At 65.1% G+C, this 24034-nt stretch carries 22 protein-coding genes and 2 tRNA genes; 2 read left to right on the top strand and 22 right to left on the bottom strand.

Going from position 1 to position 24034, the window contains the following annotated elements:
• Nucleotides 1-17: 17 nt before the first annotated feature.
• Nucleotides 18-992 (bottom strand): L-lactate dehydrogenase, encoded by a 975-nt coding sequence (locus Q3866_RS00335; protein WP_301828757.1) that lies wholly within the window; start codon nt 990-992, stop codon nt 18-20.
• Between the two features lie 147 nt (nt 993-1139).
• Between Q3866_RS00335 and rlmD the strand changes: the two genes are divergently transcribed.
• Entirely contained in the window at nt 1140-2345 is a 1206-nt protein-coding gene (gene rlmD / locus Q3866_RS00330) for a 23S rRNA (uracil(1939)-C(5))-methyltransferase RlmD (protein WP_301828755.1), read from the top strand.
• 224 nt (nt 2346-2569) lie between these two features.
• On the opposite strand, the gene purN is transcribed toward rlmD, so the two are convergent.
• The 19 genes from purN to Q3866_RS00235 all read right to left on the bottom strand — a co-directional run bounded on the left by purN (nt 2570) and on the right by Q3866_RS00235 (nt 20504).
• Nucleotides 2570-3190, bottom strand: coding sequence for a phosphoribosylglycinamide formyltransferase (gene purN / locus Q3866_RS00325; protein ID WP_301828754.1), 621 nt, complete (start codon nt 3188-3190; stop codon nt 2570-2572).
• The gene (gene purM, locus Q3866_RS00320; protein ID WP_301828753.1) at nt 3187-4284 is read right to left on the bottom strand and encodes a phosphoribosylformylglycinamidine cyclo-ligase; all 1098 of its coding nucleotides are present in this window, start codon (nt 4282-4284) and stop codon (nt 3187-3189) included. Before purM ends, purN begins: the two co-directional genes overlap by 4 nt.
• A 109-nt stretch (nt 4285-4393) precedes the next feature.
• Nucleotides 4394-5953, bottom strand: coding sequence for an amidophosphoribosyltransferase (purF, locus tag Q3866_RS00315; protein WP_301828752.1), 1560 nt, complete (start codon nt 5951-5953; stop codon nt 4394-4396).
• A gap of 14 nt (nt 5954-5967) precedes the next feature.
• The gene (locus Q3866_RS00310) at nt 5968-7005 is read right to left on the bottom strand and encodes a class B sortase (RefSeq protein WP_301828750.1); all 1038 of its coding nucleotides are present in this window, start codon (nt 7003-7005) and stop codon (nt 5968-5970) included.
• A gap of 9 nt (nt 7006-7014) precedes the next feature.
• Nucleotides 7015-7476, bottom strand: a complete 462-nt coding sequence (gene purE / locus Q3866_RS00305; RefSeq protein WP_301828749.1) for a 5-(carboxyamino)imidazole ribonucleotide mutase — start codon at nt 7474-7476, stop codon at nt 7015-7017.
• A gap of 90 nt (nt 7477-7566) precedes the next feature.
• Nucleotides 7567-8439: a PfkB family carbohydrate kinase gene (locus Q3866_RS00300; protein ID WP_301828747.1), complete on the bottom strand. Its 873-nt coding sequence runs from the start codon at nt 8437-8439 to the stop codon at nt 7567-7569.
• 4 nt (nt 8440-8443) lie between these two features.
• Entirely contained in the window at nt 8444-9298 is an 855-nt protein-coding gene (locus Q3866_RS00295) for a hypothetical protein (RefSeq protein ID WP_293673343.1), read from the bottom strand.
• A gap of 134 nt (nt 9299-9432) precedes the next feature.
• A complete protein-coding gene (locus Q3866_RS00290; RefSeq protein ID WP_301828746.1) occupies nt 9433-11226 on the bottom strand; it encodes an ABC transporter ATP-binding protein in 1794 nt (597 codons plus the stop codon).
• Between the two features lie 4 nt (nt 11227-11230).
• Nucleotides 11231-11932, bottom strand: coding sequence for an NUDIX domain-containing protein (locus Q3866_RS00285; RefSeq protein ID WP_301828745.1), 702 nt, complete (start codon nt 11930-11932; stop codon nt 11231-11233).
• A 6-nt stretch (nt 11933-11938) separates the two neighbouring features.
• Nucleotides 11939-13240, bottom strand: coding sequence for a phosphoribosylamine--glycine ligase (gene purD, locus Q3866_RS00280; RefSeq protein ID WP_301828743.1), 1302 nt, complete (start codon nt 13238-13240; stop codon nt 11939-11941).
• Nucleotides 13241-13386: 146 nt separating this feature from the next.
• Complete coding sequence (locus Q3866_RS00275) at nt 13387-14673, bottom strand: adenylosuccinate synthase (protein ID WP_301828742.1); 1287 nt, start codon at nt 14671-14673, stop codon at nt 13387-13389.
• 140 nt (nt 14674-14813) lie between these two features.
• On the bottom strand, nt 14814-16214 hold the full coding sequence (gene dnaB, locus Q3866_RS00270) for a replicative DNA helicase (RefSeq protein ID WP_293673338.1): 1401 nt from the start codon (nt 16212-16214) through the stop codon (nt 14814-14816).
• A gap of 651 nt (nt 16215-16865) precedes the next feature.
• Nucleotides 16866-17390: a 50S ribosomal protein L9 gene (gene rplI, locus Q3866_RS00265; RefSeq protein ID WP_301828741.1), complete on the bottom strand. Its 525-nt coding sequence runs from the start codon at nt 17388-17390 to the stop codon at nt 16866-16868.
• A gap of 13 nt (nt 17391-17403) precedes the next feature.
• Nucleotides 17404-17670 carry a 30S ribosomal protein S18 gene (gene rpsR / locus Q3866_RS00260; protein WP_301828739.1) on the bottom strand — a complete coding sequence of 89 codons (267 nt, stop codon included), beginning with the start codon at nt 17668-17670 and terminating at the stop codon, nt 17404-17406.
• A 122-nt stretch (nt 17671-17792) separates the two neighbouring features.
• On the bottom strand, nt 17793-18284 hold the full coding sequence (locus Q3866_RS00255; protein WP_293673336.1) for a single-stranded DNA-binding protein: 492 nt from the start codon (nt 18282-18284) through the stop codon (nt 17793-17795).
• A gap of 93 nt (nt 18285-18377) precedes the next feature.
• A complete protein-coding gene (gene rpsF / locus Q3866_RS00250) occupies nt 18378-18671 on the bottom strand; it encodes a 30S ribosomal protein S6 (RefSeq protein ID WP_293673335.1) in 294 nt (97 codons plus the stop codon).
• Between the two features lie 502 nt (nt 18672-19173).
• The gene (locus Q3866_RS00245) at nt 19174-20148 is read right to left on the bottom strand and encodes a DUF4013 domain-containing protein (RefSeq protein WP_301828735.1); all 975 of its coding nucleotides are present in this window, start codon (nt 20146-20148) and stop codon (nt 19174-19176) included.
• Nucleotides 20149-20279: 131 nt separating this feature from the next.
• Nucleotides 20280-20370 (bottom strand) — tRNA-Ser (locus Q3866_RS00240).
• A gap of 43 nt (nt 20371-20413) precedes the next feature.
• A tRNA-Ser gene (locus Q3866_RS00235) sits at nt 20414-20504 on the bottom strand.
• A gap of 148 nt (nt 20505-20652) precedes the next feature.
• On the opposite strand from Q3866_RS00235, the gene Q3866_RS00230 reads away from it, so the two are divergent.
• The gene (locus Q3866_RS00230) at nt 20653-21384 is read left to right on the top strand and encodes a trimeric intracellular cation channel family protein (RefSeq protein ID WP_301828733.1); all 732 of its coding nucleotides are present in this window, start codon (nt 20653-20655) and stop codon (nt 21382-21384) included.
• An 81-nt stretch (nt 21385-21465) separates the two neighbouring features.
• Here the strand turns inward: Q3866_RS00230 and typA are convergent, their stop codons facing one another.
• Together typA and Q3866_RS00220 are read right to left on the bottom strand one after the other, a co-directional pair.
• Complete coding sequence (gene typA, locus Q3866_RS00225; protein WP_301828731.1) at nt 21466-23304, bottom strand: translational GTPase TypA; 1839 nt, start codon at nt 23302-23304, stop codon at nt 21466-21468.
• A gap of 235 nt (nt 23305-23539) precedes the next feature.
• On the bottom strand, nt 23540-23992 hold the full coding sequence (locus tag Q3866_RS00220; RefSeq protein WP_293673331.1) for a hypothetical protein: 453 nt from the start codon (nt 23990-23992) through the stop codon (nt 23540-23542).
• Nucleotides 23993-24034: the final 42 nt, after the last annotated feature.

The raw sequence follows: 24034 nt of genomic DNA, 5'->3' as shown, positions 1-24034 counted from the left end.
CCAAGAAGCCCGCGAGACTACGCGCGGGCCTCGGTGTTCCACCAGTCGCCCAGCTTGGCGATGTTTCCGCGGATGTGCTCGCAGCTGGCGTGGAAGGCGGCCTTCTCACGCTCGTTCAGCGGCAGCTCGAAGGTCTCCTCGATGCCGTTGGCGCCCACGACACACGGGATGGACGAGAAGATGCCCTCCTCGCCGTGCTCGCCCGTGAGCAGCGTGGAGCAGCAGGTGACGTAGTGCTCGTTGCCCAGGACCGCCTGGACGAGACGGACGGCAGCCTGCGCGACGGCGTACTCGGTGCAGCCCTTGCCGGCGTAGGTAACGTAACCGCCCTGGCGCGCAAGATCTTCGACCTCGGCCTGGTCAAAGCCAAAGCGCTCGGGCTGCTCGGCGGCAAGCTCGGCGAGCGTCTTGCAGCCAAAGCTCACGCACGACATCGCGGCGAACTGCGACGCGCCGTGCTCGCCCAGCATGTAGGCGTTGATCGAGTGCTGGTCCAGGCCCACCTTGGACGAGATGGCGTTGCGCAGGCGGGCGGAGTCGAGCGCGGTGCCCGAGCCCACGACGCGCTTGGGGTCGCAGCCGGAGAGGCGCCAGATCTCGGTGCAGACGACGTCGCAGGGGTTGGAGATGGAGACCCAGACGCCCTTGAAGCCGGCGTCGGCGATGCGCGCGATGAAGGTGCGGGCGATGTCGGTGGTGATGAACAGCTCGCCATCGCGGTTGCCGGCGGCGGCGGAGACCTGGCCGGCGGCGTTCACGATGACGTCGCAGCCGGCGAGCTTCTCGTACTCGGCGCCACAGGTGACGATCTTGCAGTTGTGCGGGTAGAACGACAGGGCGTCGCGGAAGTCCTGTGCCTCGCTCGTAAGCTTCTGGTCATTGATGTCGCACAGGTAGAGCTCGTCAACGAGGCCCTGCATGAGCAGGGAGTTGGCCACGTGGGCGCCAACGTGACCCTGGCCGAGGACGCCGACCTTGCGGATGTATGCCATGTCGTATCCTTTTCTCTAGTGGCTCGCGAGACCACGGCCGCGCGGCCGCGCTTCCCGCCCCCTATGAATAGTGGAACCACCTTAGCACTCCATGGCTCCCGGGCTTGCCCCACCGGCCACGGAATCGCTCGTTCGAGCAGGAGAGATATGGGATTCAAGACCTACACGTGCCCAATCGCGAAGTCATGCGGAGGATGCGAGTGGCTGGCCGTTCCCTATCCCATCCAGCTGCGCCGTAAGCAGGCGCAGATCGCCGAGCTCATGACGGATTTTTTGCCCGAGGGTGCCACCGAGGACGACCTTGACGACCTCATTCCCATCCACGGCATGGACGCCGAGGGCATGGAGCCGCGCGGCTACCGCCACAAGGCGGCGACGCCCTTTGCGCCCGGCAAGCGCGCGAGCGTGCGCTCGGGCTTCTACGCCCGCGGGACGCACCGCATCGTGCCCTGCTCGAACTGCATCGTCGAGGCACCACACGCCCGCGAAGCGCTGCTTGCGGTGGCGCGTGCCGCCGAGGAGCTGCGCATTGCCCCCTACGACGAGGACCACGGTCGCGGCCTTCTGCGCCACGCCGTGGTGCGCATGGGGTATGCCACCGACGAGTGCCTGCTCACCATCGTCACCAACGGCAAGCAGATTCCGCGCGAGCACCAGTTTGTGAACGCCATCCTACGCCGCGCCCCGTTCGTCAGCGCCATTGCGCAGAACGTCAACCAGCGCCGCACCAACGCGATCCTGGGTCACGAGACCCGCGCGCTCTACGGCGGCGGTCGCATGGTCGACGAGCTCCTGGGCTGCGAGTTCGAGATTGGCCCCACGTCGTTCTACCAGACCAACCCCGCGCAGACCGAGGTGCTCTACTCGCTTGCCATCGAGGGAGCCCAGCTCGAGCGCGGGCAGCGCGTGCTCGACGCCTACTGCGGCATTGGCACGATTGGCATGTGCGCGGCCAGGCAGGTCGACGGCCTTGAGGTCGTGGGGGTCGAGCAGGTCGAGGGCGCCGTGGCAAACGCCCGCGCCAACGCGAGGCGAAACGGCCTGGCCGACCGCTGCAAGTTCGTCTGCGCCGATGCCACCGCCTACATGAAGGACGTGGCCAAGGCCGGTCGCGAGGGTTTTGACGTAGTCATCATGGACCCGCCGCGCGCGGGCTCCACGCCCACGTTCATCAACGGCGTGCTGGGGCTCGCGCCTTCGCGCGTGGTCTACGTGAGCTGCAACCCCGTGACCCAGCGTCGCGACCTCGACCTCTTCTACGGGGGCGGCTACCGCATCGAGTGCCTCGACGTGGTGGATATGTTCCCCCACACCAAGCACGCCGAGACTGTCGCCGTCCTGGCAAGGTCGTAACGGGCGGGCGCGTCCACAGCCGGGACAAATTAGCCCGGAACTTTATCGCCCCATCGCTCTGCTTCGGCGCTCTTTTCTCACCTCTCCCACCAAGTGAGAAGATAAAATGAGAACAAAACTAATAGGCAAGACCCCCACGTATCTGCTGGTACGCGGGGGTCTTCCGCTATTCGAGCCACCACACGGTGGGACAATACCCTCCAGAGTAATTGTCCCAGACGGTCCTACGCCGGGTCGACGCTCACCGTGAGGTTGTCCCTCACATGCACGCGGCCGGCGGCGAGCCAGCCAATGACCTCGGGGTAGAGCTCGTGCTCGATGGCGTGGATGTGCTCCTCGAGCTCATCCACGCTCCAGCCCTCCTCCACCGCCAGCGCGCGCTGGGCGATGATGGGGCCCTTGTCGTACTCCTCGTTGGCAAAGTGCACGGTGACGCCCGTGACCTTGACGCCACGGTCGTACGCGTCCTGGATGGCGTGCGCACCGCGGAAGCTTGGCAGCAGCGCCGGGTGCAGGTTCACCACGCGGTTGGGATAGCTCGCGAGCAGCGGCGCATGGACCATGCGCATGTAGCCGGCCATGATCACGTACTCGCAGCCATGGCTCTTGAGCTCGGCGGCGATAATCTCGTCGGCCTGCTCGGGGTCGGCGTAGATCTCCTTGGAGAGGGTGAGGGTCTGCAGACCTGCGGCCTCGGCGCGCTTGAGGCCATAGGCGCTCGGGCGGCTCGACACCACGAGCTCGATGCTCGCGTTGAGGCTGCCATCGGCAATGCGGTCGATGATGGCCTGCAGGTTGGTGCCGCTTCCACTCAGCAGCACGCCAATCTTGAGCGGCTCGTTCATCGGTAGGTCACCTTGCCCTCACCCGGCACGCACTCGCCCACGCGGAACGGGTGCTCGCCGAGCTCCTCGAGCTTGGCCACCACGGCCGTCTCGTCGGCCGCATCGACGATCAGGCACAGGCCCACGCCCATGTTGAACGTCTTGCACGCCTCGTCGGGCGTGAGGCCCGCGTGCTCGGCCACGTAGGTGATGACGGGCGGAACGTCCCAGGCAACCTGACCGCTCGGGCGGTCGACCACGGCGTCGACATCGGCGGCAAGCGCGCGGTTGAGGTTCTCGGTGATGCCGCCGCCCGTGATGTGGGCAATGGCGTGGACCGGGGCAACCCCGCTGCGCAGCAGCTCGAGGATGGGCTTCACGTAGATGCGCGTGGGGGCGAGCAGGGCGTCTGCCAGCGACTTGTTGCCCAGCTCGGCCAGGGGCGCCTCGAGCTCGGCGCGCTTGGCCTCGGCCTCGGGCGTGCCTGGCACGATGCCGTCGACGCCAATGACCTTGCGCACGAGCGAGTAGCCGTTGGAGTGCACGCCCGTCGAGGGCAGGCCGATAATGACGTCGCCCACCTTGACGTTTGCGGGGTCGAGCATCTTGGGACGGTCGACGACGCCCACAGTGAAGCCCGCGAGGTCGTAGTCGTCCGGACGCATGACGCCGGGGTGCTCGGCCATCTCGCCGCCCACGAGCGCGCAACCGGCGAGCTTGCAGCCATCGGCCACGCCCCTCACGATCTTTGCCATGTGCTGGGCCTCGATGTGACCAATCGCCACGTAGTCGAGGAAGAACAGCGGCTCGGCGCCCGAGGCGAGGATGTCGTTGACGCACATGGCCACGAGATCCTGGCCCACGGTCTCGTGGCGGTCGAGCAGCTGCGCCAGCACAAGCTTGGTGCCCACGCCGTCGGTGCCCGAGATGAGAATCGGGTCCTCCATGTCCTTGAGGGCGGCGGCGGAGAACAGGCCGCCAAAGCCGCCGATGCCGCCGATGACCTCGGGTCGATTCGTCTCCTTAACCATCTGCTTGATGGCGTCGACCGCGCGGCCGCCCTCGGCGGTGTCAACGCCGGCGTCCTCGTAGGTCACGTGCTTGTCAGTGCTCATGAGAGGTCCTTTCGTGGGTTGGGACAATCGAGCCGCCCTGCGCGCAAGCCATGCCGCACGCAAGGCGCAACGCCGCCGGCAGACGTCCGGCGGCGCGCGTAATACCAAGTTAGAGGTTGGCCTCGGCCACGTCGTCTACGTGCATCTTCGACGCGGCGCGGGCAGTGGCGAGGTTGCGCGGCGTATAGCCCTCGAGGAACTTGCCCTTCGAGAAGCTCGCCGGGATCTCGACTGGGTACTCGCCGGTGAAGCAGGCCTCGCAGTAGCCGCTCCGGCCGGCGGCGCACCCCGCGCAGCCAGAGAGGTCGGGCACGCAGGCGCGCAGGCCCTCGGGCGAGAGAAACGCCAGGGAGTCCGCGCCGATGTACTCGCAGATCTCCTCGACGGACTTGCTCGCCGAGATGAGCTGGTCCTGGGTGTCGGTATCGATGCCATAGAAGCACGGCCACGTGACCTCGGGCGAGTTGATGCGCATGTGAACCTCGGTGGCGCCAGCGTCCTTGAGCATACGGACGATCTGCTTGGAGGTGGTGCCGCGCACGATCGAGTCGTCTACCACCACGAGGCGCTTGCCGGCCACGTTGTCGATGAGGGCGTTGAGCTTGAGGCGCACGCCCATCTCGCGCAGCTCCTGCGTGGGCTGAATGAAGGTGCGGGCAACATAGCGGTTCTTGATGAGGCCCTCGCCAAAGGGAAGTCCCAGCTCATGGGCAAAGCCCTCCGCAGGCGGCAGGCCCGAGTCAGGCACGCCAATCACGAGGTCGACGTCGGCCGGAGCCTCCTGAGCCAGGCGGCGACCCATGTTGTAGCGCATGGAGTAGACGCTCTTGCCGTGGAAGCGCGAGTCGGGGCGCGCAAAGTAGACGTGCTCGAAGATGCACTCGGCACGCGCCTCGGTCTCGAGCGCCTGGGACGACGAGATGCCGTCGTCGGAGATGCGGATGATCTCGCCGGGGTTCACGTCGCGCACGAACTCGGCGCCCACGATGTCGAGGGCGCAGGTCTCGCTCGCCACGACCCAGCCCTGGTCGTCAGCCAGCTTGCCCAGGCACAGCGGGCGGATGCCGTGCGGGTCGCGGAAGGCATAGAGCGCGTTGTCACGCACGAGAGCCATCGCGTAGCCGCCCTCCATCATCGCCATGGCGTGGGCGATGCCAGCGCGCAGCTGGTGCTTCTTCTCGGTGAAGAAGCCGATGAGGCGGGCGGCGACCTCGGAGTCGGTGTGGGTGCGGAAGGGCACGCCCATGTTGATGAGCTCGATGCGCAGCTGGTCGAAGTTGACGAGCGTGCCGTTGTGGGCCAGCGCGATGATGACGTCGTTGATGGCCGAGAGGTGCGGCTGGGCGCTCTCCCAACCCTTGGAGCCGGCCGTGCCATAGCGCACGTGGCCAATGGCGACCTTGCCGGGCAGGGCCGAGAGGTCTGAGTCGCTGAAGACCTGCGTAACGAGGCCCAGGTCCTTGCGCACCATGACGGTGCTGCCATCGCCCACGGCGATGCCGGCGCTCTCCTGGCCTCGGTGCTGCAGGGCATGCAGGGCAAAGTAGGTCATGCGGGCCACGTCGCGGCCCGGCGCCCAGATGCCAAAGACGCCGCACTCGTCGTGCAGGACGTCCTCGTCCTCGATTGCCTCGCAGCTCTCGTACTCGTACATCGAACGGTCAGACATGCGGTTCCCCTCCGCTAGCTGGCTGATACGTCAGACGATGTGGTGTTGGACACCTCGCTCTTGAGGGCACAGACGAGCAGGCCTCGACCGTTGCCCTTGCCAAAGTCGTTCTCGTAGTCGCAAGTGCACAGCGTGAGCACCTTGGAGATGTTGTTGACCGAGCCGCTCGCGCCCGCGCGCTGGGCCGTTGCCTGGGAGAGGGCGTCTGCCAGGTAGGCGTGGAAGTCGTCATCGGAAGCAAAGGCGATCTGGCGGGCGGCGCCGTTGGTGGCCGCGCTCTTGTAGAAGAACAGCGGCTCGAGCTCGTAGCTCGCGTCCTCGGTGAGGTACCAGACCGTGTCGACCTTGTCGAAGTTGTCCTGGGTCGCCATGTCGTCGATGTCGGTGAACATCGCGCCGTTGTTGAGGTGGTGGCCGTAGATGAGGGTCTGGCGGTCAACGAGACCGGGGCGGCTGTTCTCGCAGTCCATGAAGATTTGCCCACCCACCGCGTACTCGCCCGTGGCCGAGGTGCGCAGATAGGTGTCGTTGGTCTGGCCCTGGTAGACCGGGAAGTCGACGTGCGTGGCCGGGATGTAGATCCAGCCGCAGACGTCGGCGTTCACGGCCTTGAGGCCCTCCCAGTCAATCGTGGGGGCGCCGGCCGCGTCGTCGGAGACAGTGGCGTAGGCGGCGAGCTTCTCGTTGTTGACGTCCTGCACGTGGTACTGCCACTGGGCATAGCCCCACATGCCACCGGCAACAAGCAGCAGCACGACGCCAATGACGATGAGGACCGTCGAGAGGACGTTGCCGCGACGACGCGGCTTACCACCCTGGTCAACCCGCTTGGCGCGCTTGGGCTGCTTGCGATCGCCCCGTGGTGCCTTGGCATGGTCAGCCCCCTTGGAGGCGGGCCTTGTCGAGACGAACCCCACGGCGTTTCCCGTGTTAGGCGCATAGGGGTTGCTCTCGCCAGACGTGGGCATGGCCTGGGTGTGCTGCGGCGCTGCGGCGCGCGGGGCCGCCTCCCCTGCCCGCCTAAAATGCTTGCCGCTCGACGCGTTTGCCATCTGCCGGGCCTAACCCTGCGCCATGGCGCGCTTGAACTCAACCATCTTCTCGCGATACTCGGGCATCGCGGCGCCCAGAATCTGCGTGGCGTAGATGGCGGCGTTCTTGGCGCCACCAATGGCAACGCAGGCAACGGGCACGCCACTGGGCATCTGCACCATGGAGAGCAGGGAGTCCATGCCGCCCAGGTCGCTCGTCTTCATGGGCACGCCCACGATGGGCAGCGGGGTATAGGCGGCAACGACGCCACCCAGGTGCGCGGCCTTGCCGGCGGCGGCGATGATGACCTTGAGGCCACGGTCCGCGGCGCTCGCGGCCCACTCGTGGACCTTGTCGGGGGTGCGGTGGGCGCTCGCGATGACGAGCTCGTACGGAACGCCGAGCTCCTCGAGCTGCTTGGTGCACGCCTCCATGGTGGGCATATCAGACTTTGAACCCATAATGATGCCAACGAGCGGCTTGTCTGCCATGTTCGCTCCCTTGAATTGGAACCGCATGTGATGACTTCGCGCAATGCGCACAGTCTCTCAGTATAGTCGCGAACAGCATTTTTTTGGAACCTAGATAAGAGCCGTAACGTCTCCGAGGACAGACTCGAAGCTCACGCCGCGCACCTCGTAGTCGGGCTGGTCGGGCGTGATGGCCATGGCATCGCGCACGAGGGTGCCGGCAAAGCGCACCGCCTCGAGCAGGCTCTTGCCCGCAAAGATCGCCGCCGTGAGGCCACTCGCAAACAGGTCTCCCGTGCCGTGCGTCATAAATGGCAGCAAGTCGCCAGCCACCTCGGCCACGGGCGCGCCCTCGCTGGCCACATAGTTGCGAATGAGGTTGTCCCCCTCATGGACGATGCCCTTGAGCACGACGTTCTTGGCGCCCATGGCAAGCAGGGCGTCGAGCACGCGCGCCACGTAGGCCTCGTCGACGTCCTGGCCCTCGTAGGCTATGCCCGTAAGGATCGAGGCTTCGGTGAGGTTGGGGGTGAGCACGTCGGCGCTTGCCACGAGCGCGCGGGTGGCCTCGCACATCTCGTCGGTGTAGGTGGGGTACTTGTGGCCGCCGTCGCCCATCACGGGGTCAACGATGCGCAGGGCCCGCGGGTACTCGCGGTAGAGCCGCTCGATCGTGGCGACCTGCTCGGCCGACCCAAGAAAGCCCGAGTAGACGCCATCGAGGGCGATGCCGTGGGCGCGCCAGGCATCGAGGTAGGGCTCAAGCATGGGCGTGGTGTCGAGCTTGTAGAAGTGGTCGAACTTGGTGTGACCCGAGAAGAGCGACGTGGGCACGGGGCACACATCGATGCCCGCGCACGAGAGCACGGGGATCGCGATGCCCAGCGAGCACTTGCCGTAGCCGCACAGGTCGTGTACAGCGGCAACGCGCGGCAGGTAGTTGCCCTGCCGCTGGTAGAGGCGCAAGGAAGAGGCGTCGCTCACGTGGCTACTCCGCGGCCGTCTCGGTGGTAGCGGCGTCGGCGGTGTCGGTGGTGGCCGCGCTCGTGGTCGCGGCCTCACCCATCACGGCGTCGATGATGTTGCGCGGCAGGGTGACCTTCTCGCGCAGGTTCTCCGAGGCGGTGGCATCGATGTCGGTGATCATGCAGTTGAAGTTGAAGCCGCCGTCGGCGCCGGAGCTCTTGGTCCACACGAAGGTGGCGAAGCGCTTCATGATGCCCGTGGGCTTGAGGAAGCCAAACAGCGACGACTGCTGGATCTTGCCGTCCTCGTCGATGTGGACGTCGACATGGTAGACGACCTGGTTGATGTTGGGGTTGAGCAGGGCGTTCACGGAGAGGGCGGCGGCCTGGATCTGCGAGCCGGCGAGGCACTCGAGCTCGTCCTTGGCCGAGGTGTCGACGACGCTCACCTCGATGCGGCCGGACTCCTCGTTGGCCTCGAGCACGGTGTAATCCTCGGGGAACTGCGTGAAGCCGTCGCCCCACTCGACGCCGTTCTTGAGTGCGAGCGACACGCTCGCGGAGTCGACGTGCTCGGCGAGCTGCGAGGTGCCCGCGCGGCGCACGAGGCCGCAGGCCACCTGCGAGAGCACTACGAGGACGAGCATGATAGCGACGACCACGACGGCGGTGCGCGTCATGACCTTGCCCACGCTCGAGCCGGACGGATCATCGCCCGAGAGGGGATCGACCTCGACGGCGGCCTTGCGGGCGCGGCGGCGGCCGTGCTCCTTGCGGGCCTTCGACGCATTCGTGTGGCCTGTCTCGTCGACGTCGGCGAAGATGGCCTCGACCTCGTCGGGGGTGGGAACGTTAGCACTCTTGTCCTTCTTTGCCATGCTCTTCCTCGTAAGGCATATCGGCAGCCGGCTGGCCGCGGTCGTCAAATTGGTCGCAGAACAGTATAGGCAGCGGGCTTGGAGGTTTCCTTAAGGCCCGGCGCGGCTACGCTCAAGTTACATACGCTCGAAACCTAGGCGTGGTGCCCGAACTGCATGCGGTAGTAGCTCGCGTAGGTGCCACCCAGGGCCATGAGCTCATCATGCGTGCCGCGCTCGGCCACGCGTCCGCCGTCGACGGTCACGATCTCATCGGCATCGCGGATGGTCGAGAGGCGGTGGGCAATCACGAGCGTGGTACGGCCGTGGGAGAGACGCGCGAGTGACTCCTGCACGGCATGTTCGCTCTCGTTGTCGAGAGCACTCGTGGCCTCGTCGAGCACCAAGATCTTGGGGTCCTTGAGGAACACGCGGGCAATGGAGATGCGCTGCTTCTGGCCACCAGAGAGGCGGGCGCCCCTCTCGCCCACCTGGGTCTCGTAGCCCTCGGGCAGGCTCATCACGAAGTCATCGATGTTGGCAAGGCGTGCCGCCTCGCGCACCTCCTCGAAGGTGGCCGATGGTCTGCCATAGGCGATGTTCTCGCCAATGGTGCCGTCGAAGAGGTAGACGTCCTGCTGAACCAGGCCGATGGCCTCGCGCAGGCTCTTCTGCGTAACGTCGCGCACGTCCTGCCCGTCGACGACAATCGAGCCAGACGCCACGTCGTAGAAGCGCGGCAGCAGGCTGCAGGTGGTCGACTTGCCGCCGCCCGACGGGCCCACGAGGGCGATGGTCTCGCCCGGGTGGATGTCGAGGTCAAGGCCACAGATGACGTCATGCTCGCCGTCATAGGAGAAGTGAACGCCCTCATAGGTCACGTGGCCCTCGCTCACCTCGAGGTCCTTGGCGCCGGGGGCATCCAGGACGTCGGGCTTGGTGGCGAGGATCTCGTCGAGGCGGCGGAAGCCCGCCTCGGCCTTCTGGAACGTCTCGGTAAAGTTGAGCAGCTGCTCGATGGCGGCCGTGAACGTCGTGATGTAGAGGGCATAGGTCGACAGGTCCACCGGCTGCATCTCGCCCACGGCGATGAGGTAGCCACCGTAGACGATGACCACGGTGAACAGGGCTCCCATGAGGGCCGCAATCATGGCCTGGTAGCCGCCCATGACGTGATACATACGCTGCTTGCTCTCGAGGTAGGCCTCGTTGGAGCGGGCGAACTTCTCGCGCTCAACATCCTCGGCGGCAAAGCCCTTCACCACGCGGATGCCGCTCAGCGAGTCCTCGAGCTGCGAGTTGATGCCCGAGATGCGTTTGCGGTTCTCCATGAACACGGCGCGCATGCGCTTGTTGGCGCGCGAGTTATAGGCCCACAGCACGGCGGTGATCACAGCCAGCACGCACGAGAGCTTCCAGTTGATCGTGGCAAGGATCGCGAAGGAGCCCACAATCTTGATGCCGCAGATGATTGCATACTCGGGACCGTGGTGGGCGGCCTCGCAGATGTCGAACAGGTCGGACACCACGCGGCTCATGAGGTCACCGGTGTTGTGGCGGTCGTAGTACGAGAAGCTGAAGCGCTCGTACTGGTCAAAGAGGTCCTGGCGCATGCGGCTCTCCATGCGCGCGCCCATGACGTGACCCCAGTAGCCCACGAAGTAGCGGCAGGCATAGCGCACGGCATACATGGCGATGAGGCCCAGGGCAAGCGTGCCAAGCGCGCCCATGATGGCGCCGGCGCCCTGCGTGAACAGGCCGCCGGTGAGCTCGCGCAGAATAATGGGAAACGCCAGGTCAACCGCCGTCATGACAACGGCGGCAACGGAGTCGATGGCAAACAGGTGCCACTGCGAGCGGTAGTACGAGAGAAACTTCTGGTAGAGCTTGCCGGAAGCGTGCGGTACCGACCCGCCGTGCGGGCGGTCGTTGGTGCTGGTCTGTTGCATTCAGTTAGTCCTCGGTTGGTGCGGGCGGAGCAAGGCGGCGGGCCACGGCGTCGCAGGCAAGGGCGCCCACGACGGTCTTTGCGTCCTCGACGCGGCCGTCGAGGACGGCGTCGACGAGGTCGGTGAGCTCCACGAGGTCGACGTTGATGAACTCGTCGGCATCGGGGTTGGAGCTCGTAAAGACGAGGCCCGTGGCCATGTAGAGGTGGATGACCTCGTCGCAGAAGCCATCCGAGCTCGCGATGGAGGTGAGGTAGGCCATCTTGTCGGCCGTGAATCCCGTCTCCTCCTCGAGCTCGCGGTGGGCGGCGGCTAGCGGGTCCTCGCCCGGCTCGAGCTTGCCGGCTGGGATCTCGACCGTGACGCGGCCCAGCGCGGTGCGGTACTGGCGCACGAGGCAGATGTGGCCGTCATCGGTGAGCGCCACGACGGCGACCGCACCAGGGTGGCGCACGACGTCGCGCACGGCCTCGCGGCCGTCGGGCAGCTGCACGTGCAGGCGGCTCACCGAGAAGATGCGGCCCGTCCAGGCCGTCTCCTCCGTGAGGGGCTGCTCGGCCAACGCGGCGTCGCGCGGGTCGTCGTCACCGCGCACGAACTCGCGGCGCTCGGGCTCGCCGCTCTTGTGATCGTGCGTCGAGCGGTCTCCGTCATAGGTGAACGCCTCGACGGTGTCGAGGAACTCGTCGGTGTCCTTGTGATTCATGTGGTGCTAGACCTCCCAGGCGTCGCGGCCTCGCAGGGCGCGCGCCCCGATGTCGTGACGCAGCGTCTTTCCCTCAAAATCGATGAGCTCGCAGGCTCGGTATGCCTGCTCGCGAGCGTGCTCGAAGGTGTCGGCGACGGCCGTGACATTGAGCACGCGCCCGCCGTTGGTGACGAGCTCGCCGCCCACCAGCTTGGTGCCGGCGTGGTAGACCGTGACGCCCTCGAGCGCCTCGGCGTCGGCGATGCCGCGGATGGGCTTGCCCTTCTCGTAGGAGCCGGGGTAGCCCGCGCTCGTGAGCACCACCGAGACGGCCCAGTCGTCGTCCCAGCTCACGTTGGCCTCGTCGAGCGTGCCGTTGTCGCAGCGCAGGAAGACGTCGAGAAGGTCGGCCTTCATGCGCGGCAACACGACCTGCGTCTCGGGGTCGCCGAAGCGCGCGTTGAACTCGAGCACCTTGGGGCCGTCCTTGGTGAGCATGAAGCCGCCGTAGAGGCAGCCGGAGTAGGTGATGCCGTCCTTCGCGAGCTGGGCCACGACCTTGCGCTCGATCTCGACCATGGCCTCGTGCTCCTCGGGCGTCACGAACGGGACGGGCGAGTAGACGCCCATACCACCCGTGTTGGGACCGAGGTCGCCCTCGAGGGCGCGCTTGTGGTCCTGCGAGCTCGCGAGCGGAACGACCGTCTTGCCGTCGGTGAGGGCCAGAAGCGAGCACTCGGGGCCCTTGAGCATCTCCTCGACCACGACGGTGCTGCCCGCCTCGCCAAACGTGCCCGCGAAGCACTCGCGCACGCCCGCCAGGGCCTCCTCGGTGGTCTGCGCCACGATGACGCCCTTGCCCGCGGCGAGGCCGTCGGCCTTCACGACGCAGGGACCGGCGAGCTCGCGCACGTAGGCCTCGGCGGGAGCCGCCTCGGTGAAGCTCGCGTAGCGGGCCGTGGGAACGCCGGCACGCTCCATGACCTGCTTGGCAAAGAGCTTGGAGCCCTCCATCTGGGCGGCCGCGCCGCTTGGGCCAAAGCAGGCGATGCCCGCGGCACGCACCGCGTCGGCCACGCCGGCGACGAGCGGGGCCTCGGGGCCAATGACCACGAGGCTCACGCCATGCTCGGTGGCGAAGTCGGCCACCTGCTGCGGGCTCTCCTGGTCGATGCCGGCATAGGCGGCCTCGGCGAGGATGCCGCCGTTGCCCGGCGCCGCCCAGACCTTGCCCGCGCGCGGGCTCTCGAGCAGCTTGCGCAGGAGGGCGTGCTCGCGCCCGCCCGCGCCCAGAAGGAGGATGTCGATCTTCTCGGATGCGTCCATGGTTGCTCCTGATCGTCGGCTCTACGTTATTTCCCAACGCCTATCGTAGCGCCGCGTCCGCGCACGTGGCACGGTCGTAACGCGCATAAAACCAAAGGCGGGCCCGGCCATGTCTGCCGAGGCCGCCTGGACTTGCTAGCTTGCCTCTACTCCCAGAAGCGGTTGATCGTCTGCTCGCGGTCGGGACCCACGGCAACGAAGGAGACCTTCACGCCGCTGAGCTTCTCGATGAGCTCGATGTAGTCCTGCGCGGCCTTGGGCAGCTCGTCAAAGCTCCTGCAGCCGGTGATGTCTTCCTTCCAGCCTGGGACCTCGACGTACTTGGGCTTGGCGTGGTCGAAGACCGAGCGGTGCTCGGGAACCGTCGTGTACTCCACGCCATCGCACTCGTAGGCGGTGCAGACCTTGATGGTGTCAAGGCCTGTGAGCACGTCGAGCTTGGTGATGGCGAGGTCGGTGAGGCCGTTAACCTGCGCGGCGTACTTGACCACCACGGCGTCGTACCAGCCGCAGCGGCGCTTGCGGCCCGTGACCACGCCGTACTCGTGGCCGGTCTCCAGCAGGAACTTGCCCATACCCTCGTCAAGGCTCAGCTCCGTGGGGAACGGGCCCGAGCCCACGCGCGTGAGGTAGGCCTTCGCGATACCCAGCACGCGGTCGATGTTGGTGGGGCCAACGCCGGAGCCGGTAACCGCGCCACCGGCCGTGCAGTTGGAGGAGGTCACGAACGGGTAGGTGCCGTGGTCGATGTCGAGCATCGTGGCCTGGGCACCCTCGAACAGGACCTTCTTGCCCTCGGCAAGCTCCTCGTTGAGTAGCTTGCCGCTCTCGATGATGTAGGGACGCAGCTGCTCGGCATAGCCGAGGAACTCCTCGCACACGGCGTCCACGTCATAGGTGGGCAGCTCGTAGACCTTCTCGAGGATGGGGTTCTGGTAGGCGAGCGACGCCTCGACCTTCTCGCGGAAGGTGTCGTCGTCAAGCATGTCCTGCATGCGAATGCCCGTGCGGTTCATCTTGTCCATGTAGCAGGGACCGATGCCGCGCTTTGTGGTGCCGATGTTGTTCTTGCCGAGCTTCTGCTCGTGGGCGCCATCGAGAACCTTGTGCCAGGGCATGACGATGTGAGCGTTGCCCGAGATGCGCAGGCCCTTGCAGGAAAGGCCCTCGCCCTTGAGGTGCTCGAGCTCCTCGAGAACGACCACGGGATCGACGATGCAGCCGTTGCCGATGATGGAAAGGACGTCCTCGTGGACGATGCCAGACGGAATCTGGCGAAGTGCGAGGTGGTGACCATTGGCGACAACCGAGTGGCCGGCGTTGGCACCGCCGCCATAGCGACAGACCACATCGAAGCCACCGGAGATGAGGTCGGTGATCTTACCCTTGCCCTCGTCGCCCCACTGGGTTCCCACCAGAACAGATGCCGGCATGAAGAGCTCCTTCTCTCACGGCTTAGCAAACCATTTGAGTATACGCCAACAAGCTGTGGGCGCTCCTAACATCGCGGGTCAGGCCACAAAAACGCAAGCGGCGCCCCAGGCAGTTCGCTCGGGGCGCCGCATCAGGTTCGCTACGCGTCGTCGTGGTGCGCGTCGACCTCCATGAACTTGGTCTTCTCGGCGAAGAACGCCATGGGGATAATGCCCAGGGGGCCGGAACGGTTCTTGGCGACGACGAACTCGGTGACGCCGTAGTCCGGGCGGTCCTCGCGGGCGCCCTCCTCCTCGGTCATGGAGCGGTCAAGCAGGATGACGATGTCTGCGTCCTGCTCGATAGCGCCGGACTCACGAAGGTCGGACAGCTGTGGGCGCTTGCCGCGCGAACCGGTGCGCTCCTCGTTCTTACGCGACAGCTGCGACAGGGCAATGACGGGAATGCCCAGGTCCTTGGCCATGATCTTGATGCCACGGCTCATCTCGGACACCTCGGTGGCACGCGAGTCGGAGCGACGGTTTGGCGGGGGCGAGACCAGCTGCAGGTAGTCGAGGATGACGATGCCCTTCTCCTTGTTGCGCAGCATGCGGCGGGCCTTGGCGCGCACCTCGGTGACGGTGGTGCCCGGCGTGTCGTCGATCATGAGGTCGAGGGCCGCGAGGTCCTGGGTGGCCGTGAGCAGGCTCTGCCACTCCTCGGGCTTGATGTCTGCCGAGCGGATCTTCTGCAGCGGCACCTGCGAGTAGGTCGACAGCAGGCGCTGCGCGACCTCCTCGGAGCTCATCTCGAGCGAGAAGAAGCAGACGGTCGTGCCGGCCTGGGCCATCTGGACAGCCAGGTTCAGGGCGAACGAAGTCTTGCCCACGCCCGGTCGGGCGCCGACGACGATCATCTGGCCGGGGCGCAGGCCCAGGAACATGCGGTCCATCGTGGGGAAGCCGGTCTGGATGCCCACCGTGCCGTCGGGGCTCTGCGCCTGCTCCGCAAGCTCCTGGTAGAGCTTGATCATGGCGTCCTCGAGCTTGACGTATGTGGTCTTGATGTCGCGGTTCGTGACGTCAAGCAGCATCTTCTCCGCGGTGTCGACGACCTCCTTGGTGTCCTCGGGCGCGTTGGCGGCAAGGTTGGCGATCTTGGCCGAGGCGTCGATCATGAGACGCAGCGTCGTGTCGCGGTGGAGCATCTCCGCGTGGTGGCGCCAGCTCGCGATGGCAAACGAGTCCTCGCCCAGGCGGGCGAGCTGCTGGATGCCGCCGGCGCGCTCGAGGTCGCCGGTGCTCGTGAGGTAGTCCGCGAGCGAGATGGGGTCGACGGGGTTGCTGCGCTCGAACATCGTGCGCATGGCCGCGAAGATGATGCGGTTGGACTCGAGGAAGAAGTCCTCGTCGGTCAGCTCGACGATGGCGCTCTCGAGCACCTCGGGCGACAGCAGCATCGCCGAGAGAACCGAGCGCTCGGCGGGGACGTCGGAGGGCATCGTCTTGATGGATGCGAGGGCCGCCGGAGACGGCGTGGCATCGTACACGATCTCGTCCAAGTGTCCTCCCAAGGTCTTCTCGTCGACAGCAAGGTGCAACTTTGAATCGTAACTCATTCAACTGAGGCATGTTGGCAAGCAAGAATGATTTGCGCGAGAAGGGCGGCGGCGCCGAATGACCTGATGACAAGCGCAACGTGGGCAGTCACGGCACTCGACGGACGCGATGAGGGGTCCGCCGGGCCAAGCGAGCCACGTCCTGGCCAGGAAGGCCTAGCACAAAACCGTGAGACGCATGACGAAGGCCCGCATCCCGCTTACCTGCGGGTTGATGAAAGCCCGAGCCACCTACCACGCGCTATGCGAGTTTTCACACTTTTCAACATTCTTGGAATTCATCCGCGAGCGGTTATCAACATCTCGCACAGTTGTTCGAGCAGGGCGACCGCAGGGAGCTCGTTCATCCCAAGTAATCAAACTGCTTGGCAGAGCCACCTAAAACCGCAGGTACATGGCTTACTCCATCCAAACAATCTGTTTTGCCCGAGACAATCACTCGGTGGGGTAGGTATGCCACGCAAGCAGCCCACTATTGAATAGCCCCAGCTCAGCACCATTTCGTTAATAACTTCGGATGAAAAAGGACCCGCGGCCAAATGGCTGCGGGTCCTCGCATAAGCAAAGCTTTGCGCTGCAAGTGAGCAGACGAGCCTACTCGGCGGCCTCGGTGGTCTCCTCGGCAGCCTCAGCCTCGACGGCCTCGGGAGCCTCCTCGACGACCTCCTCGACGGCCGGCTTGCCGACCTGGAGGTGAAGCTCGGCGGCGATCTCACGGTACAGGCTCACCTTGACGGTGTGCAGACCGGAGGTCTTGATGGCGCGGTTGAGCTCGATGCGCTTGCGCTCGACCTCGACGCCCAGCTCGTTCTTGATGGCGTCGGCGACCATGGTGTTGGTCACGGAGCCGAAGAGCTGGCCCTCCTCGCCGACCTTGGCGTCGATGAGGACGGTCTTGCCATCGATGACTTCCTTCAGAGCCTCGGCATCGGCGATGCGCTTGACCTCGCGCTTCTCGATGTTGTGACGACGCTCCTCAAGCTGCTTGATGTTGCCCTTGGTGGCAGGCAGGGCCATGCGGTTGGGGAACAGGTAGTTCTCAGCGAACCCCTGGGCGACCTCGACGACGTCGCCCTCTCCGCCCTTGCCCTTCAGCTCACCCAGAAGGATGACTTTCATGGACACTCCTTACTTAGCTGCGGTCGCGACGGCCACCACGGCTGGACACCACGGGAACGGTGTACGGCAGAAGGGCCATCTCACGGGCGCGCTTAATGGCGTTGGCGATGTCGTGCTGGTGCCGCGTGCAGGCGCCAGTGACGCGACGGGGCTTGATCTTGCCACGGTCGGTCATGTACTTGCGAAGGAGCTGAGTATCCTTGTAGTCGATGAACTCAGTGTCCTCCTTGCAGAACTGGCAGAACTTGCGACGCGGCTGACGCTGGTACTCAGTAGCCATGTCTCAATACCTTTCTGTTGGCGTGCGGCCGGCTTTCGGCCGGACGCCGGTTCTCTCGGAGACACTGCCCGCAGGCGGGCAGGCCAGCCACCGTGATCTGGAATGCTCCAGACGTAGGTGGCCTAGAACGGGATGTCCTCGTCGTAGACGTCCGCCGCGGGCGGAGCGGCAACGGGGACGGGCGCAGGCGCCGGAGCGGCCTGCTGGTAGGGAGCCTGCTGGGCAGGGGCGGCATAGCCACCCTGCTGCTGGGCGTAGCCACCACCGTTGGAGTTGCCGCCTCCCTGACGAGAGCTCATGAACTCGATCTCGTCGACGACAACCTCGATCTTGGATCGCTTCTGGCCATCGCGCTCCCAGGAGCTGTAGCGCAGGCGACCCTCGATGGCGACCTTGGTTCCCTTGGAAAGATAGCGCTGAATCGCCTCGGCACGGGTGCCGAACATCACGCAGTCGATGAAGTTGGGGTAATCCTCCCAGTTGCCCGTCTGCGGGTTGCGGCGACGGTCATTGACCGCCACGCCCAGGTGCAGCACCTGCGTGCCGCTCTGCGTGGCCCTCAGCTCGGGATCCCTGGTCAGGTTGCCCGTGATGTTCACTCGGTTGATGCTCACGATACTCACTACCTTTCATACGCGCGCAAGACTTGAGCGAGTCGCTTCTCGTCTCGCACACGCGAGCCTTGTGGGCTCGCTTCCATGACTGTCTTACTCGTGATCCGGACGACGCACGATCATGTGGCGCTTCACAGCATCGTTGATGCGGAGAACGCGATCGAGCTCGGCGATCTGCGTGGGGTCAGCCTGGAAGTTGACGAGGGTGTAGTCACCCTCCGTGAGCTTGTCGATCTCGTAAGCGAGCTTGCGCTTGCCCCAGTTGTCGACGTTGTCGACCTGGCCGCCGTTCTCGGTGATGGCAACTTCGATGCGCTTCATAACGCCAGCGCGAGCCTCATCGGTGATCGTCGGGTCGACAAAAAACAGCAGTTCATAAGCCTTCATGTGGTCACCTCCTCTGGGCATGTGGCCTCGGGTCGTGAAGGTTTGCGCCCGAGACAGGAAAGGTTCGGTGGTGAATCATACCACGGTCTAGGCGCCGGTTGGGAGCCTTGTTTGTTTCTCCATCTCTCAACCTGCACAGAGCCAACACATGTATGGACACCTCCAAGCCGCCCCTTCCTTGCTCCAGGCTAGCAGTCGAATCTGACAGATTTGGGTTGTCCGGCTGTCACAAACCTGACACCGCAGCTCAGAGACTTGTCCGTTTTGGATGTCCTCGTGCCGTGGTTAAAAACTCGCCGCTCGCGGCCGCAGACGCGCCGCTCATGACAAACGGGTGCCCGCGCAGCCTCTGCACGAACACCCGTCCTTCACAAACTTGTTTTGATGCTTCCCTACTGCTGGTCTTCCTCGTTGTCGCGGGGAAGCTTCACGAGCGGAACGATCGTCTCGCCCTTGTCGTTCTGGAGCCGCTCGGCCTCTTCGCTGTCGGGAGCGGGAACGCTCACAGGCTTGGAAGCCTCCTCTTGCGGCGTGGACGCGGGGGCGGCTGCAGCCTCAGACGCGGGAGCAGGCTCAGGCGTCGCAGCGGGAGCGGACGCCTCGGCGGGAGCGGGCTCAGCGGGCGGCTCGGGAACCGAAACGGGCTCCGGCGTGACAGCCGAAGCGGGCTCGGGGGCAGCGTGTTGGCCTGTGCCGGCAGCGGCTCGTCGGGACCGCCCCACGAGCGCACGTCAAACTGACTCATCCACAGGCCAATGCTGTTGACGAACAGCAGACTGGCGGCGCTGCTGACCACGAGCGTGGCGTAGAGAAAGAGAATGGTGCCGGGCAGCACGCCGCGCAGGATGGAGGCGATGATCGAGGCCATGGTGTACGAGTCGCCGTAGTACTGGGCCTCATAGACAAGGCGCATGATGTCGGGCAGGGCAAAGCCAATCATCACGGAGAACACGAGCGTCGACGCGGCGGCAACGATGCCCCACTCGGCAAGGGGGATGAGCAGCGTCTTGAACAGGCCCGAGGGATCGCGCTTAATCATCTCGACGAAGCGGCTTACCTTGAAGCCAGCGCCAATCTTCTCGTACACACAGGCATGGAGCGCAGCCACCATGATGGGGGCCGCAAGCACGAACTCGGCGATGGTGACGAGGGTCGAACCCAGGCCGCGCAGGAGAAATGACAGGATGGCGTTCACGATACCGCCAAGGATGCCCACGACGAGCGACCATGCGAGAATGACGACGAACGCTCGCCAGCCGCTTGCGATGCAGGCGCCAACCTTGACGCCCTTCTGCTTGGGCGAAGAGTTAACGCCCCAGGCAGAGAGCCTCGCCCACTCGCAGGCATAGCCCAGAACGCCAAGTGCGCCCACGATGGGCACGAAGCACGCGAGGGCCATGAGCAGGATGGGCTTGATCCAGCCCTTCTCCTTGGTCATGAGCGCCCAGGAGCGCGAGAAGTACTTCTTGTCTTCCATGGAAACCTCCATGCGCCAAACTATACGTACCCCTTGAGTGTATATGACCTTGTGTGCAGGGGTCCGTCGTTCACCCTAACAGAGAGGTAAGAAAAAGGGCCCGACTCTTGCGAGCCGGGCCCTGCATGCTCTGGCGGAGAGGGAGGGATTTGAACCCTCGTAACCACAAAGTGGTTAAACGGTTTTCGAGACCGCCGCATTCAGCCGCTCTGCCACCTCTCCAGAGAATATGGAAGCGGCGCCGCTTGGGCGCCGCGGAAGACTCTGGCGGAGAGTCGGGGATTTGAACCCCGGAGACGCTTGAGACGCCTACACGATTTCCAATCGTGCGCCTTCGACCACTCGGCCAACTCTCCAAAAACGTGCGTTGACTATGGTAGCAAAAAGAATTGCACCATGCGAGAGGAATTTGAGAAATCTTTTCTCGCCCCAAGGGCCCATTGAGAGGGTCCGCGAAGCCGCGCGGGACCATAATGCAAGCACGAGAGTTGGGGAGGAGTCCCCGTGCCAGATGCGATCTCACTGTTTGCCCAGGGAACCCGTGTGCTCATGCTGCCCGCATGGCTCGAGCTCGCGGCCGTGGTGGTGGGCTCGCTCTCGGGCTCGCTCGTTGCCATCGAGCGACAGCTCGACCTCACGGGCTGCGTGGCCCTATCGCTCATCTGCGGCCTAGGTGGCGGTCTCATCCGCGACGTCATCATGCAGGAGGGCGACGTCTACATGCTCAACTCCACCGCGGCCATCGTGCTGTGCGTGGTGGCGGGCGCCATCGTCTTTCACTTTCCCACCGCGCTGCGGCGCGTCCCCAACGCCATCGAGTGGGCGGACGTCCTCTCGGTTGGTCTCTTTTGCGCCGCAGGCGTCAACAAGGCACTCATGTATGGGCTTGGCGGTGTGCAGGCCGTGCTCATGGGCGTCATCACAGGCGTGGGCGGCGGCATGCTGCGCGACGTCTTTTTGGGAGACGTGCCCAAGATCTTTCAGCCGTCAACGAACTACTATGCCGTGAGCGCGCTTGGTGGCTCACTCGTCTACCTCGTGTTGTATCGCTACTTCCACGTCATGAACCCCTGGGTTGCCATCGTCTGCACGCTCGTGACGGTGGCGCTGCGCCGCCTCAGCCTGCGCTTTGGGCTCGTCTCCTCCCCCAGCCACGACTACACCAACGAGCTGCTCGCCCCCATGCGCCGCGTGGCCGAGCGAGCCCAAGAGCACTCGCGGAGGACCAACCAGTAACGCAGACCATGACACGCACAAGAAAGGGCCCGCCACCTAGGTGACGGGCCCTTTTGCTTGCGATGTCATCCGACGGACAACCTACTTGTTGACTAGGCCGTTGCGGACGTTGGCCTTCTTGCGCTCGATGGCGTTGAGGATGCGCTTGCGCATGCGGACACTCTTGGGCGTAACCTCGACGAGCTCGTCGTCCATGATGTACTCGAGTGCCTCCTCGAGCGTGAAGGTGCGCGGCGGGGTGAGCTGAACGGCGATGTCGGCCGTGGAGCTGCGCTGGTTGCCGAGCTGCTTGGAGCGGGCGATGTTGACGACCATGTCGCCGGGCTTGGAGCGCTCGCCCACGAGCATGCCCTCGTAGCACTCGTCGCCGGGGCCCACGAAGAGCTGGCCGCGCTCCTGCAGGGTGCCTAGGGCGTAGGCGACGGCCTTCTCAGTGGTCATCGAAATCATGGCGCCGTTGTTGCGGGTACCAAGGTCGCCCACGAACGGACCGTACTCGAGGAACGTGTGGTAGAAGACGCCCTCGCCGTGGGTGACGTTGAGGATGCGGTTCTTGAGGCCCATGATGCCGCGGGTGGGGATGCGGAACTCGATGTGGCAGATCGTCTCGCCCTGCTCCATGCTCGTCATGGTGCCGGAGGCGTTGCCAAAGACCTCGATGACCTTGCCGGAGTACTCGGGCGGGCACTCGACGACGGCCTGCTCGATCGGCTCGATGCGGTTGCCGTTCTCGTCCTTCTTGATGAGGACGCGGGGACGGCCCACCTGGAACTCGAAGCCCTCGCGGCGCATGGACTCCATGAGGACGGACAGGTGCAGGATGCCGCGGCCGGCAACCTCGACGCCCGTCTTGTCAGGGAGCTCCTCGATGCGCATCGTGACGTTGTTCTCGGCCTCGGTCATGAGGCGCTCCTTGAGCTGACGGGCACCCACGATGTCGCCCTCGCGGCCCACGAGCGGGCTCGTGCTGGCCTCGAAGACGATGGCCAGGGTCGGCGGGTCGATCTCGATGGGCTCGAGCTCGACGGGGTTCTCGGGGTCGGTGTAGACGTCGCCGATGTCGGTGCGGTCGATGCCCACGACGGCGGCGATGTCGCCGGCGCCAACCTCGCTGCACTCCTTGCGGCCCAGGTAGTCAAAGGTGAAGAGCTGCTTGACGGTGGCGTTGGCGCGGCTGCCGTCGTTCTTCACGACGAGAATCTTGTCGCCGTCGTGGATGGTGCCGGAGTAGATGCGGCCGATGCCGATACGGCCCACGTACTCGGAGTGGTCAATTGTGACGCACTGCATGGCCAGCGGGCCGTCGGGATCGACCTCGGGCGCGGGCATGTCCTCGACGATCATGTCGAGCAGCGGGTACATATTGTCGTTGTCGTCGTTGGGGTCAAGACGGGCAAAGCCGTTCATGGCGCTGGCGTAGACGACGTGCTCCATGGCGAACTCGAGCTGCTCGTCGGTGGCGCCGAGGTCGGCCATGAGGTCGAGGCAGTCGTTGTAGGCCTTGTCGGGGTTGGCACCCGGACGGTCGATCTTGTTGACGACGATCATGATCGACAGGCCGGCGTCGATGGCGTGGCGCAGCACGAAGCGCGTCTGGGGCATGGGACCCTCGAAGGCGTCGACGAGCAGCAGGGCGCCGTCGGCCATCTTGAGCACGCGCTCGACCTCGCCGCCAAAGTCGGCGTGGCCCGGGGTATCGATGACGTTGATCTTGACGTCCTTGTACTCGATGGAGATGTTCTTGGCCAGAATGGTGATGCCGCGCTCGCGCTCCTGGTCGTTGGAGTCGAGCACGCGCTCCTCGACCTGCTGGTTGGCACGGAAGGCATCGGTGGCGCGCAGGAGCTTGTCCACGAGCGTCGTCTTGCCATGGTCGACGTGGGCGATGATGGCGATGTTGCGTAGGTTCTCCTGGCGCATGTTTATCCTCAATCTCGTGCGGCGCGTGGGATTACGCGCAATATGGCATGTTTGGGCCGAGTTCTCGGCTAATGGCTTAGTTTAGCGCGGTAGACGGTAGGTTGCTTTCCTCACAAGCGCATCCATCGAGGTATCACGGTTGAGACCGTTCTTCCCTGGCTTGGCAGGCTCCAGCGACGCTGGAGCGGGTGCTCTGAGTTTGCGGTGAGGCGGCGGCGAAGGACGCCGCTGTGCCCTACAGGAGGCTAGGGGTCTCCCCGGCGGGTGCGGGATCGCTCCAGGCAAGGTTATCACCGGCGCCAATCCCCTCGACAAGCGAGAAGGCAGAGTAGCCGCACTCGGCCCCACGCTCGCCAAACTCGAGGATGAGCGCATCTCGGAAGACGTCGTCATCGTCGGCGACTGCGCCGAGGTAGGCGATGGCGTAGCAGGCGGGCTTGCCGATGACGCAAGCATTGTTCTCGTCGCGAGCGCCGTTACGCACCCACGTGCGAGCGGCCTCGAGGCACTGCTCGGCAGAATCATCATCGAACTCGCAGGTCATACGCTGACCCTGGGAGTCCGCGGCGGTGGCTACGACGGAGAAGTCATCGCCCGCAGCGAGGCGGTCGAGAGCCTCGCCCATGAGGGTGCTGCCGAGCTCGTCGGTCTGGGCGGAAACGCCGCCGTTGCCGTGATTGTCCGCCATGAGTTCACCCTCCACTTTCGCCGTGATATCGAAGAGATGGTA

This window comes from uncultured Parolsenella sp. (assembly GCF_958346945.1).
Taxonomy (GTDB): domain Bacteria; phylum Actinomycetota; class Coriobacteriia; order Coriobacteriales; family Atopobiaceae; genus Parolsenella.
Note: the sequence above shows the minus strand (reverse complement) of the source record. Positions and strands in the feature narration are given on the sequence as shown.

Excerpts from the sequence above, each read along its gene's own strand:
- Q3866_RS00285 (WP_301828745.1), bottom strand. The coding sequence starts at position 11,932 with ATGAATCACAAGGACACCGACGAGTTCCTCGACACCGTCGAGGCGTTC.
- Q3866_RS00295 (WP_293673343.1), bottom strand. The coding sequence starts at position 9,298 with ATGGCAAAGAAGGACAAGAGTGCTAACGTTCCCACCCCCGACGAGGTC.
- rpsF (WP_293673335.1), bottom strand. The coding sequence starts at position 18,671 with ATGAAGGCTTATGAACTGCTGTTTTTTGTCGACCCGACGATCACCGAT.
- rpsR (WP_301828739.1), bottom strand. The coding sequence starts at position 17,670 with ATGGCTACTGAGTACCAGCGTCAGCCGCGTCGCAAGTTCTGCCAGTTC.
- Q3866_RS00310 (WP_301828750.1), bottom strand. The coding sequence starts at position 7,005 with ATGGCAAACGCGTCGAGCGGCAAGCATTTTAGGCGGGCAGGGGAGGCG.
- purF (WP_301828752.1), bottom strand. The coding sequence starts at position 5,953 with ATGTCTGACCGTTCGATGTACGAGTACGAGAGCTGCGAGGCAATCGAG.
- purN (WP_301828754.1), bottom strand. The coding sequence starts at position 3,190 with ATGAACGAGCCGCTCAAGATTGGCGTGCTGCTGAGTGGAAGCGGCACC.
- purM (WP_301828753.1), bottom strand. The coding sequence starts at position 4,284 with ATGAGCACTGACAAGCACGTGACCTACGAGGACGCCGGCGTTGACACC.
- typA (WP_301828731.1), bottom strand. The coding sequence starts at position 23,304 with ATGCGCCAGGAGAACCTACGCAACATCGCCATCATCGCCCACGTCGAC.
- purD (WP_301828743.1), bottom strand. The coding sequence starts at position 13,240 with ATGGACGCATCCGAGAAGATCGACATCCTCCTTCTGGGCGCGGGCGGG.
- Q3866_RS00245 (WP_301828735.1), bottom strand. The coding sequence starts at position 20,148 with ATGGAAGACAAGAAGTACTTCTCGCGCTCCTGGGCGCTCATGACCAAG.
- rplI (WP_301828741.1), bottom strand. The coding sequence starts at position 17,390 with ATGAAAGTCATCCTTCTGGGTGAGCTGAAGGGCAAGGGCGGAGAGGGC.
- purE (WP_301828749.1), bottom strand. The coding sequence starts at position 7,476 with ATGGCAGACAAGCCGCTCGTTGGCATCATTATGGGTTCAAAGTCTGAT.
- Q3866_RS00275 (WP_301828742.1), bottom strand. The coding sequence starts at position 14,673 with ATGCCGGCATCTGTTCTGGTGGGAACCCAGTGGGGCGACGAGGGCAAG.
- Q3866_RS00290 (WP_301828746.1), bottom strand. The coding sequence starts at position 11,226 with ATGCAACAGACCAGCACCAACGACCGCCCGCACGGCGGGTCGGTACCG.
- Q3866_RS00220 (WP_293673331.1), bottom strand. The coding sequence starts at position 23,992 with ATGGCGGACAATCACGGCAACGGCGGCGTTTCCGCCCAGACCGACGAG.
- Q3866_RS00335 (WP_301828757.1), bottom strand. The coding sequence starts at position 992 with ATGGCATACATCCGCAAGGTCGGCGTCCTCGGCCAGGGTCACGTTGGC.
- rlmD (WP_301828755.1), top strand. The coding sequence starts at position 1,140 with ATGGGATTCAAGACCTACACGTGCCCAATCGCGAAGTCATGCGGAGGA.